At 64.2% G+C, this 10858-nt stretch carries 9 protein-coding genes; 2 read left to right on the top strand and 7 right to left on the bottom strand.

The features are described from left to right. The first annotated feature begins 27 nt into the window (after positions 1-27). A complete protein-coding gene (locus ACZIRK_RS34720) occupies positions 28-1188 on the top strand; it encodes an ABC transporter substrate-binding protein (protein ID WP_474419004.1) in 1161 nt (386 codons plus the stop codon). 23 nt (positions 1189-1211) lie between these two features. Here the strand turns inward: ACZIRK_RS34720 and ACZIRK_RS34715 are convergent, their stop codons facing one another. The 7 genes from ACZIRK_RS34715 to ACZIRK_RS34685 form a co-directional block, all read right to left on the bottom strand. Then, positions 1212-2399 carry an enoyl-CoA hydratase-related protein gene (locus tag ACZIRK_RS34715; protein WP_474419003.1) on the bottom strand — a complete coding sequence of 396 codons (1188 nt, stop codon included), beginning with the start codon at positions 2397-2399 and terminating at the stop codon, positions 1212-1214. A gap of 49 nt (positions 2400-2448) precedes the next feature. Further along, complete coding sequence (locus tag ACZIRK_RS34710) at positions 2449-3759, bottom strand: TRAP transporter large permease (RefSeq protein WP_130226829.1); 1311 nt, start codon at positions 3757-3759, stop codon at positions 2449-2451. Further along, positions 3756-4259 carry a TRAP transporter small permease gene (locus ACZIRK_RS34705; RefSeq protein WP_130226828.1) on the bottom strand — a complete coding sequence of 168 codons (504 nt, stop codon included), beginning with the start codon at positions 4257-4259 and terminating at the stop codon, positions 3756-3758. The genes ACZIRK_RS34710 and ACZIRK_RS34705 overlap by 4 nt, the downstream gene beginning before the upstream one ends. A gap of 7 nt (positions 4260-4266) precedes the next feature. Next, positions 4267-5307 (bottom strand): TRAP transporter substrate-binding protein, encoded by a 1041-nt coding sequence (locus tag ACZIRK_RS34700; RefSeq protein WP_474419002.1) that lies wholly within the window; start codon positions 5305-5307, stop codon positions 4267-4269. Between the two features lie 416 nt (positions 5308-5723). Then, positions 5724-7292: an acyl-CoA synthetase gene (locus tag ACZIRK_RS34695; protein ID WP_130226826.1), complete on the bottom strand. Its 1569-nt coding sequence runs from the start codon at positions 7290-7292 to the stop codon at positions 5724-5726. 340 nt (positions 7293-7632) lie between these two features. Next, positions 7633-8190 carry an aromatic-ring-hydroxylating dioxygenase subunit beta gene (locus ACZIRK_RS34690; protein WP_245474780.1) on the bottom strand — a complete coding sequence of 186 codons (558 nt, stop codon included), beginning with the start codon at positions 8188-8190 and terminating at the stop codon, positions 7633-7635. Position 8191: 1 nt separating this feature from the next. Further along, positions 8192-9448 carry an aromatic ring-hydroxylating oxygenase subunit alpha gene (locus ACZIRK_RS34685; RefSeq protein WP_130226825.1) on the bottom strand — a complete coding sequence of 419 codons (1257 nt, stop codon included), beginning with the start codon at positions 9446-9448 and terminating at the stop codon, positions 8192-8194. A 170-nt stretch (positions 9449-9618) separates the two neighbouring features. Between ACZIRK_RS34685 and ACZIRK_RS34680 the strand changes: the two genes are divergently transcribed. Then, complete coding sequence (locus tag ACZIRK_RS34680) at positions 9619-10830, top strand: NAD(P)/FAD-dependent oxidoreductase (RefSeq protein ID WP_130226824.1); 1212 nt, start codon at positions 9619-9621, stop codon at positions 10828-10830. The last annotated feature ends 28 nt before the right edge of the window (positions 10831-10858 follow it).

Below are 10858 nucleotides of genomic sequence, written 5' to 3'. Positions count from 1 at the left end.
CGACGCAAATCGACGAGGGAGGAAAGCATGATTAAGACATTTGCCGCAGCCATGCTGCTGGCGACCGCCATCCACGCCGGAGCCGTCGGCACCGCCGCGGCCGAGCCGGGCGTCACCGACACCGAGATCCTGATCGGCGACGTCGAGCCCCTGACCGGACCGCCCGCGCTGCTCGGGGTCGCGGCCTCGCTCGGGCACAAGATCGCGATCGCGGAGGCCAACGCGGCGGGCGGCATCAACGGCCGCAAGATCAGATACGTCCTCGAGGATGACGGCTACGTCACCGCACGGACCATCCAGGGCACACGCAAGGTCATCGACGTCGACAAGGTGTTCGCCCTGGTCGGTCTCTCCGGCTCCGGCCAATCCATCGCGGCGATGCCGGTCCTGGAGAAGGCCGGCATCCCGACGGTGATCGACGTGGCGCCGGTGAAGCCGCTCTGGGAGCCGCCGCGCAAGAACGTGTTCATCGTCGGGCAGTCCTACGAGGAAGGCATCAAGCACCTGGTCGCCTTTCTCGCCGACAAGAACCCGGGCAAGAAATGGGGCCTGATCACGCAGGACGACGATTACGGTATCGCCGTGCATGACGGCTTTGACGCCATGGTGAAGCCGAAGAAGCTGAGCGTCGTCTACAGCGGCAGCTACAAGAAGGGTCAGCAGGACTTCTCGTCCGAGATGCTCCAGCTCAAGGACGCCGGTGTCGAAGTGTTCCTGGCTGGCGGCATCATCGCGGAGAACGTGGCGATGATGAAGGAGCTGGAGAAGCTCAACGTCAAGCCGGTCACCGGCATCTTCTGGCCGGGCCGCATCGAGCCCGTGCTGAAGCTGATGGGGCCGGCCGGCGACGGCATCTACGCGGTCGACTATGTCGAGCCCTTCGCGAGCGAGGCCGGCAAGGCGTTCCTCGAAAAGGCCAGGTCGCTGGTGTCAGAGGCGGAGTTCAAAGGCATCAACCGCTACACGATGACCGGTTACGCCGCTGCCAAGGTGCTGATCGCCGCCATCGGACGCTGCGGCAAGGACCCGACCTGGGCCTGCACCGTCACTGAACTGGAGAAGACCTCGAACGTCGAAACCGGCGTGATGGCCCCCGTTAGCTTCGGTCCCGGCGTACGCTTCTCCAACCAGAAGCTGAAGATCATGCAGGCGGATTTCTCCAGCCTCAGCTTCAAGCCGGTCGACTAGGCCACCGGCCGTCGAGACCCCGGTCAGCTTCCCCGGAATTGCGGGCGACGCTTGGCGGCGAAGGCAGCTATCCCTTCCCGCGCGTCGTCCGTTCCGGCAGCGACGACGATCGAATCGACCTCGGCCAGGAGCTGCTCCGCAAGGCCGGTCTCGAACGACTGACGCAGCATGCGGCGCATGGCGCCGAAGGCCCGCGTCGGGCCGGCGGCGAGCTTGGCGGCGATGCCGGCAGCCTCCGCCTCGACCGCCTCGTCGGGAACGAGTCGCGAGACCAGCCCGTAGTCAAGAGCCTCCTGCGCGGAGAGACGGCTGTTGAGCAGGAACAATTCCTGCGCACGTCTCAGCCCGACCATCCGAGGAAGAAACCAGGTGTTGCCGCCGTCCGACGTCAGGCCCAGCGCACCATAGCCGAGCGCGAACCGCGCATCGGCCGCGGCGATAACGATGTCGGCGACATAAAGCAGACCGAGACCGCCGCCGGCCGCGGCGCCGCGAACCGCAGCGACGACCGGGGCATCCATGCTCGTCAGCCGCTCGATCGCCAGATGATACGCGTCGATCATGCGGCGAAGCTTGTGCGGCAGCCGTTCAGGAGGGGTCCCTGCGAACAGGCTGACGTCGCCGCCCATGGTGAAGTTAGACCCATTGCCCGAGATTATGACAGCACGAACACCGGGGGTCTCGACGATCTGTGACACGGCCTCGGCCAGATCCTTGGCCATCTCCTCGTTGATGGCGTTGCCCTGGTCGGGGCGATTGAGGCGCAGCGTCGCGACGCCGTCATTGACATCGAGCAGGACCGTTCGCAATGGGCTGGCGGCATCGCGCCAGCGCGCCGTATCGGTGTATTGCTCAAGCGCGCGGATCCGTCCGTCTTCGAAGGTCAGGAGATGCGCAAAGGCCGCATCGAGGGCGGTGCCGCCCTGCCTACCCTCGCCGCGATAGCGCCCCGTGACGAGCAGGCGGTCCGTTCCGATCTCGAGAAAGCGCTCGGGCTCGGCGCGCGCGGTGAAATGCCGGGCAATTCCTCCCCAGCCATTGCGCCGCATCGTAGATGGGCTCTCGTGCCGGCCGCCGATGCCGAACGGCATGCCTTCGGCGATCTGGCCGACGAACTCGGGATGAAGCAGGGCATCGAGCTGCTCCCGATCGCCCGCGGCGAGGGCCATGTAGAGAGACCGCGCCAGATCCTCGGTTGATCGTGCTTGCATTGGCGACGCCTCCTTCAATTTGACCCACTCTCCGACCGCTACATTCCGTTCACGGCGAGACCGCCGACTTGAACAGCAGGTGCGGCAGCCACAGCGACAATGACGGGAACGCCGTGATCACGACGATCAGCGCCAATATCGCGACGATAAAGGGAATGACGCCCAGCACGAGCTCCATCATCGCGATATCAGGCACGACTGATCGCAGCACGAACAGGTTGACACCGATCGGCGGATGGATGAGGCCGATCTCGATGACGAGCGCGAGCAGGACACCGAACCACACCGGATCGTAGCCGAGTGCCTTGACGATTGGAAAGAAGATCGGAACCGTCAGGAGGATCAGCGACAGGCTCTCCAGCACGCTGCCGAGGAGAATGTAGAGTCCCACCATGAGCATGATGACGCCGAACGGCGGCAGCCGGCTGCCGCCGACAATCCGCAACAGGTCTTCGTGGATCCCGGTGAGATTGACGAACTCGCCGAAGATGCCGGCGCCCAGAATGATCGCAAACAGCATGCCCGAGGTCTTCGCCGTTTCGACCAGGATGGCGTAGATCTGCGCCGGGGTCAGCGACCGGCGGATCAGCGTCAGCGCCATCGCGGAGGACGCGCCGATGCCTGAGGCTTCGACCGCGGTGAACAAGCCGCCGTAGATTCCGCCCATGACGACGGCGAAGATGAGCGCGATCGGCCACAGCGAGCGCACGAGCTTGACGCGATCCTGCTTGGCGACGGGCTCGGCGAGCGGCGCGACCGCCGGATTGCGCCAGACCGACCATTGCACCGCGAGCACATAGGCGAGCATGGCCAGCACGCCGGGCACGATGCCGGCGGCGAACAGCATGCCGATATGCGTCTGCGTCGACACGCCGTAGACCACCATGATGATGCTTGGTGGAAGCAAAACGCCCAGTGTCCCGCCGACCGCGACGGACGCTCCGGAGAGCGAATCGGCGTAGCCGAATGCGCGCATCGAGGGAATGGCGACCCGCCCCATCGTCGCCGAGGTCGCGACGCTCGAGCCGCTCATCGCTGCAAAACCGCCGCAGGCGACGATCGTGGCCATGGCGAGACCGCCCCGACGCCGGCCGATGAACATCTGCGCGGCCTGGAACAGGTCGCCCGAGATTCCCGCCGCAGCGACCAGATTGCCCATCAGCACGAACAGCGGCAGCACGATCAGCGAATAGGACAGCGTGCTGCTGGTGGTGATGGTCGCCACCATGCTCAGCGCGGGCTTCAACCCGTTGAGCGCGACATAGCCGCCAAAGCCGACCACGGACAGCGCGGTCGCGATCGGCACCTGAAACAGGATGAACGAGAAGGCGATGAGGAAGCCCACGAGTGCGGCGATCACGACCGGGTCCCCTCTGCGGCGTGGGGCTGCGTTACGAGCCACAGCGCACGCCTGACAGCGGCGGCGGCGAAACCGACGGCTGTTACCGCGGCGAGCGCGCTCATTCCGGCAAGAACATCCACCAGCGGAATGCCGAGAATCGGCGACGCCTCACCATAGTCCATGGCGCGAAGCACCTGCCTGCCGACGCACCAGGCGATCAGCGCGAAGGCGACGACGCCGAACAGTGCTCCAATGAAACGCTGCAGGCGTTGTCCCACCGGGCCGACCTGGAGGAGGTCGACCGTGATGTGCTTCTCGCGGAAGCCGAGGATCGGGTAGACCAGGAACACCATCGCAGCGACCACGATCTCCAGCACCTCGGTCGCGGCGCTCAGCGGGCGATTGAAGAGATCGCGTCCGACGACGTCGACCAGGACGATCAGCATCAGGGCAAGCAGGCACGCCGCGCTTGCGGCTTCGAGCACCTGCTCGAAGCGTCGGGCAATGGTCGTCAGCATCGCGCGCTCATTTGCTCGCGGCGGCGATGTCGGCGCGCAGGTCGTCGATCAGCTTCTGCGGATCCGCGACGCCCCGCTTGCGCGCCTTCTCGATCCAGGCCGTCTCGACCGGCTTGAGCGCCTGCCTGACCTCGGCGACGAGCTCGGGACTGGCGGTCTCGATCGACTTGCCGCCCTTGCGCATAGCCTCCCAAGTGACCCGGTCGCCATCCAGATAGGCGCGCCCGACGGCACGCGCGAACAGATCGTCCGAGATGCGCGTGATCGCGTCCTGGTTCTCCCTGGAGAGCGCGGCCCATTTGTCCTCGTTGATGCCCAACGTCAGGATGGTATTGTAGAGCGCGCCGGGCACGATCGTCGCGTAGGGCAACGAGTCGATCAGCTTGAAGGAGCCGACGGATTCGGGAACGAGCAGCGTTCCGTCGATCACGCCGGAGGAGAGCAGTTCGTAGAGCTCCGATGCCGGCTTGGAGACGGGAACGGCGCCGAGCAGGTTGAGGCTCTGGGTCACGCCGGGCTGCGGGCTGCGAAGCTTGAGGCCCTTGATGTCGGCGAGCGCACGGATCGGGCGCTTGTTGTTGAAGAGCTGTCCGGTCCCGATGACGAACACGCTGAGTGGATGCACGCCCCTGTATTCGCCGTATTGGGCAAGGTGCGTCCGGTAGAAATTGTTGACGACGGCGGCGTAGAGCTCGGCATTGTCGCACATGAAGGGAAGTTCGGCCACCTCCATCACGTCGAAGCGGCCCGGCGTGTAACCGTTGACGAAGATCGTGATGTCGGCCTGGGCGTCGCGCGCGACGTCGAACTGGGCCGGCACGGAGCCGATCACCTTGGGCAGCATTTCGATCTTGACGCTGCCATTCGTGACCTTCGCGACTTCGGCGATCCAGGGCTCGACCACCTTCTCGCGCATCACGTTCCCGACCGGCAGCCAGTTCGAATATTTGAGCACGGTCGCGGCATGGCCGGGAGCGCCGCCGGCAACCAGCAGGCTCGCAGCCGCCAGCACAAGCACAAGCACAACAAGTCGCACGAAATTCGCCAAGACCTTTCCCTCCCCGGTTCTTGTGCGCGACGGCCTTCGCTGAATGAAGGCCGCCGCGACAGGCATCATTTATAATCCGACGCGTTGGTCTATAAATGACATAGCTGTGCCGACGGTGCAAGGCGGATTTTCCGCGCAGCGGCGCAAGCGGAGATTGGCGCTTCTCTTGCGGCGCTCACGCCCGACATAGCTTCGCCTGAGCTTGCGCGCCCGCTCTCCTGCCGCATCCTTCGGGAAGGAGGCCGTTGCTCGTTTCGCAATCGGGAGATGACGCTTGGGATGGCTCGCGGATAGCGGCAATGGCTGGCGCCGCCGCGGACAGTCGGGCTGCGGCGGCACAGCCGCAATCGCGCTGCGCCACGCACATCTGTGTGCCAGCGCAGCGGCCGCCCGCGAAACGGAAGGCCTAGCCGGGATCAGCCGACGTTGCGGCTCTTGCCTTCCCAGTAGGACGCGCGCAGCTCATGCTTCAGGAGCTTGCCGGCACCGGACAGCGGCAGCGCATCGCGAAACTCGACGCTTGCCGGACACTTGTATCCGGCGATGTACTCGCGGCAGTGATCGCGCAATTCGGCGGGGGTCGCCTGCATCCCCTGGCGCAGCACGACCACGGCATGGACCTGCTCGCCCCAGCGCTCGCTCGGAATTCCGATCACGGCACAACTGGCGATGGCCGCGTGACGCGCCAGCGCATTTTCGACCTCAGCCGAGTACACATTCTCGCCACCGGAGACGATCATGTCCTTGAGGCGATCGACGATGAATAGATAGCCTTCGCTGTCGACATATCCCATGTCGCCGGATCGCAGCCAGCCGTCGCGGAACGCGTCGCGCGTTTCCTTCTCGCGATTCCAGTATCCCTGCATGACACCGACGCCACGCGCCACGATCTCGCCGACCGTTCCGACCGGAACCTCCGCGCCGTCAGCGTTGGTGATGCGCATGTCGACGCCCCAGGCCGGACGCCCTGCAGAGCGCAGGCGCGCACGCTCGGCCGGTTTCGAGGAGCGGTGACATGCCGCGGGCAGGATGGTGTACGGACCTCCCGTCTCGGTCATGCCGTAGCCCTGGTAGAAGTCGACGCTCGGTAGCGCTTCGAGAAGCCGGCCGAGCAGGCTCTCGTTGATCGGTGAGGCGCCATAGACGATCTTGCGCAGGCTGCTCGTGTCATACGTCGCGAAATCCGCATGCTCGATCAGCCGCTGCAGCATGGTGGGAACCAGCAGCGTGAAGGTCGTCCGTTCATGCGATATCGCGTGCAGCACCTTGGCGGGATCGAACGATTCGACATAGACGGATCGGCAGCCGCGCACCAGGGCACGGATGAGGATGCACATTCCGGCCTGATGGAAGATCGGCGAGACCGCGAGGATCACCTCGTCATCGGCATAGTTGACGTCAAGCAGATTGCAGATCGCGTTGCCGATAAGCGCATTGTGGCTCAGCATGACGCCTTTCGGGAAGCCCGTCGTTCCGCCCGTATAGAACACGCCAGCGAGGTCCTCACCACCGCGCCGGACGTCGGGTTGCGGTCGCGCATCCTTCATCAGTTGCCCGGCGTGCAGCGTCCCTTCCGGAGCAGTATCGCCCTCGCCCACATAGATGATGGTCCGCAGCGAGCGGCTGCGGGAGCGAAGCTCGCCGCACCAGGACGCAAAGTGATCGTCGACCAGCAGGATGCGCGTGTCGCAATCATCGAGGGAAAAGGCAACCTCGGCGGCACTCCAGCGCGTGTTGGCCGGATTGAGCGCACCCCCGCCCCACCAGACGCCGAGCATATATTCGAGATAGCGGTCGGAGTTGAGAGCGAGCATCGCGACGCGGTCGTTCTGCGCCATTCCCGCATCGCGCAGCACCGCAGCCAGGCGCGCCGTGCGATCCGCGAGCTGGCGCCAGGTCTGGCGACGATCGCCAAAGACGGTCGCCACGGCATCCGGCCCACGGCGCAACTGCCGGTGCAATCCCTCGGTTAACTGAAGCTCCATTTCTTCCCTACTCCCGCAGACATTCAGGTCGTTGGCCTGTGCCGGCCTCTGCGTTGTGATTATCTTATAACAATCCGACACGTCGGATTATTAAGTCAATGAAAAATGGTTGGTCAAGCAGGAGAGGAGCCAGTTGCGAAAGTCCTCGCGACCTCATCGAACTTGCGATCAACCAAAGCGCGCAAGCGCCAACTGCAATCGACAGCGGCAACGCTGTGTCCCGTACCGACCTATCATGCGGCGCGTCATAGAATCGCGCCGCCTTCTTGATTGCCGGGCATCCTGGTCCTGGCAGACCTCCGGAGCAGGATCAAAGCGTGCGCGCCGGAGATCGCCGTTCTCAGATGAGAAAGGAGACCGTGTAGATCGCCTTGTTGTTGTTGACGAGCACGACCTTCTTGTAAGTCATCTTCAACTCGCCCTGCACCCGACGCAGCCTGTAGACGCATCGCGCGGCCCACATCGTGTCACCGCGCAGGTTGGTCTCGAAGATCTGCGAATTGCAGGCGACGCCGATGTCCGCGCCGTCCGCACGCAGCAATTCGACGTTCGCAATGATCCTGGCAAGCTGGGATGGCGGCGTCTGGGAATGACGCCGGCCGGTCTTCAACTGACGAATGCGCAGCGCAATGCGGGAGCGGTTGTCGTAGATGAGCGACATCTCGCGCTCCGGATCGGTGTCCGTGCCGTTGGCAGGAACCCAGTACACGCCGTCGTCGGTCCAGAGGGATTCCCACGCATCATATTCGTGCGTGTCCTGAAGCCTCGCCTCCCGATAGAGAAATTGCGTCACCTCGTGATGCAGATCGTGGTCGAAGGTCGTGGCGTAGGACAATTCCTTGCCCGTCCATTCCTTCAGGATATCGGGCTGGGCGATCGTTTCGGTCATGGCATTCATGTCAGCGCGCTTCCATCAGAGAACGGTAATGCTTCCAGATTTCCCGCGACGGCAGGTCGTCGGTCGAATGGCCGATGAGATAGCCATCCTCGTCGCGCCGCTCGCGATGCTCACCGCGCTTCAGGTAGAGATATTCGGGATTCCTGATCTCGAGCCCGCGCTGGTTGCGCTCGTACATCTCGGTGTCATCCGCGAGCAGGAAACCGGCGGGCCCGACGGAGCCCATGGTCTGCTGCCGCAGCCTACGATTGATCTCCGGCGAGTCCTTGAACTGGATCGCCGTCACGTGCTGGATCGACTCGGTCGCGGACACCGGCTGGATCACGAAAATCTGGATCTCGGCGATGAACAGGTTGGGGAAGATCATGACATGGGGCATGCCGTCGATCATGATCTCCCGGGCGCGCTGCTCGCCATAGGCCGCGTTCATCTGCGCGACGTAGTCGGGCAGCTTGTCGACGGTGGTGCCGAACCAGCTCATCGGCTTGTCGCGGCGGCGGAATTCCGGGCGCGGATCGACTTCGGTGTGGCCATTGCCGAAACCGCGGGTAATGGCGACGGCATCGGCGCCATAGAGCGAGCCGATCGCGCTGTCGGCGACCGAGAAGATCGACGAATGGACGAAGCCTGGATGATAGCCATCGCACTCGTTCTCGAGGATGAACTTCCAGTTGGCGCGGGTGCGGTGATGCAGAAATCCCGCGCTAAGATCGAGCTCGCCGGTCGGTGAGTTGTCGCAGGCCTGATCGAGCGTGCGCGCAGCTCCGCCCAGATGTTCGGCCAGCGTCTGCCCTTCCGTCGCCATGGAGGCGAACACGAAGCCGCGATAGCTCGCCACCCGCGGGACCTTCGAGAGACCAAGCTTGGACTTGTCGGCGCCGTTATAGCCTTCCGGAAACGCGTAGTTCATCAACGTGCCGTCGTTGGCGAACGTCCACGAATGGTAGGGACAGGTGAACGACGTGCGGTTGCCTTTCTCTTGCACACACACCGCATTGCCCCGGTGCGGACAGCGGTTGAGCAGGAGATCGATGTCGCCCTTGCGGTTCCTCACCATCAGGACCGGCATTGGGCCGATCGACTTGGTCACGAAGTCGTTCTTGTTGGGAACCTCGCTTTCGTGGCCGACATAGACCCAGGTCTTGAACCAGATCTTCTCCAGTTCCTCCTTGAAGATCATGTCGTCATAATAGAGCGACCCGTGCACCATGCCGGGCTGGATCAGATCACCCCACCGGGTTCGACGGCTCGTCTCCATTCGCGCGCTCCTCATTGACAGCGGGCCGTTTCTGAGCCCTTTTAAAAAACCGGACAACCGGTTTATAAATCTGGACGACGCGGACTGTCAATCCCAAAGACCGACGCGTAAGACGGGCATCAAGGCAGGCGCGAGCGCCCTTCGCCATCAACCTTGTCGAGGAGATACGATTGAGCAGGATCATCATCGTCGGCGCCGGCCAGGCCGGTTTCGCCGTCGCGGCGCGGTTGCGGAGCAAAGGCTACGACGGCGAAATAGCCCTCATTGGCGACGAGTCGGATCCGCCCTATCAGCGGCCGCCGCTGTCGAAGAAATACCTCACCGGGGAGATGTCGCGCGATCGGCTCTATTTCCGGCCGCTGGACTTCTACGCCGATAACAGGATCGATCTGCGCACGGCGGCCAATGTCGAGGCGATCGATCGCCACGACCGGTCCGTGCGCGTCGAGGGCAAGCGGATGGCTTACGACGTGCTGGTGCTCGCGACCGGCGCGCGGCCGCGACGGCTACCCGCGTCGATGGGGGGCGAGCTCACGAACGTCCACTACGTGCGCACGCTCGCCGACATCGACGCGCTTGCGCCCGAATTTCGGCCCGGGGCGAAGCTGCTGATCGTGGGGGGCGGCTATATCGGGCTCGAGACGGCCGCGGTCGCCGCAAGCCTGGGCCTGACGACGACCGTGATCGAAGCGAGCCCGCGCATTCTCCAGCGTGTCGCCTCACCGGAAACAGCAGCGTTCCTGCGGCAGATGCACTGCGAGCGCGGCGTCCGGCTGATCGAAGGAACCGGGCTGAAGCGTCTGGTCGGTAACGGCCGCGCCGTCACGGCGGAGACCGATGACGATCATCGGCTCGACACCGATTTCGTCGTCGTGGGCATCGGCGTCGTTCCGGAAACACGTCTTGCCGTGGCGGCCGGACTGACGGTCGACAACGGAATCCAGGTCGATGCTCAGGGCCGCACGTCCGACCCTTCGATCTTCGCGGCCGGCGACTGCGCCTCGTTTCCGCACCGTGGCGAGTATCTTCGCCTGGAGAGCGTGCCGCACGCGATCGATCAGGGAAACGCCGTCGCCGACGCCATCATGGGCGCTTCGACGCCCTATACGGCGAAACCATGGTTCTGGTCGGATCAGTACGAGCTCAAGCTGCAGATCGCAGGCCTGAACACCGGCTACGATCGCGTAATCGAACGCGCGGGAACGAGGCCGGGCGCGGCATCATTCTGGTATTTTCGCGGGCCGCAGCTCCTTGCGGTCGACGCCGCCAACGACGCGCAGGCCTATGTGGTGGGCAAGCGATGGATCGACTCCGGCCAATCACCCGAGCCAGGCGATATTGCCGATCCGTCGAAGCCGCTGAAGGAGATCGCCGCGCGTTGAGCCGGCGGCGGAAGCACTTGCAGTCCGC

This window comes from Bradyrhizobium sp. Leo114 (assembly GCF_055229415.2).
The sequence above is the reverse complement of the archived record's forward strand: the minus strand, read 5'-3'. Positions and strand labels throughout refer to the sequence as shown.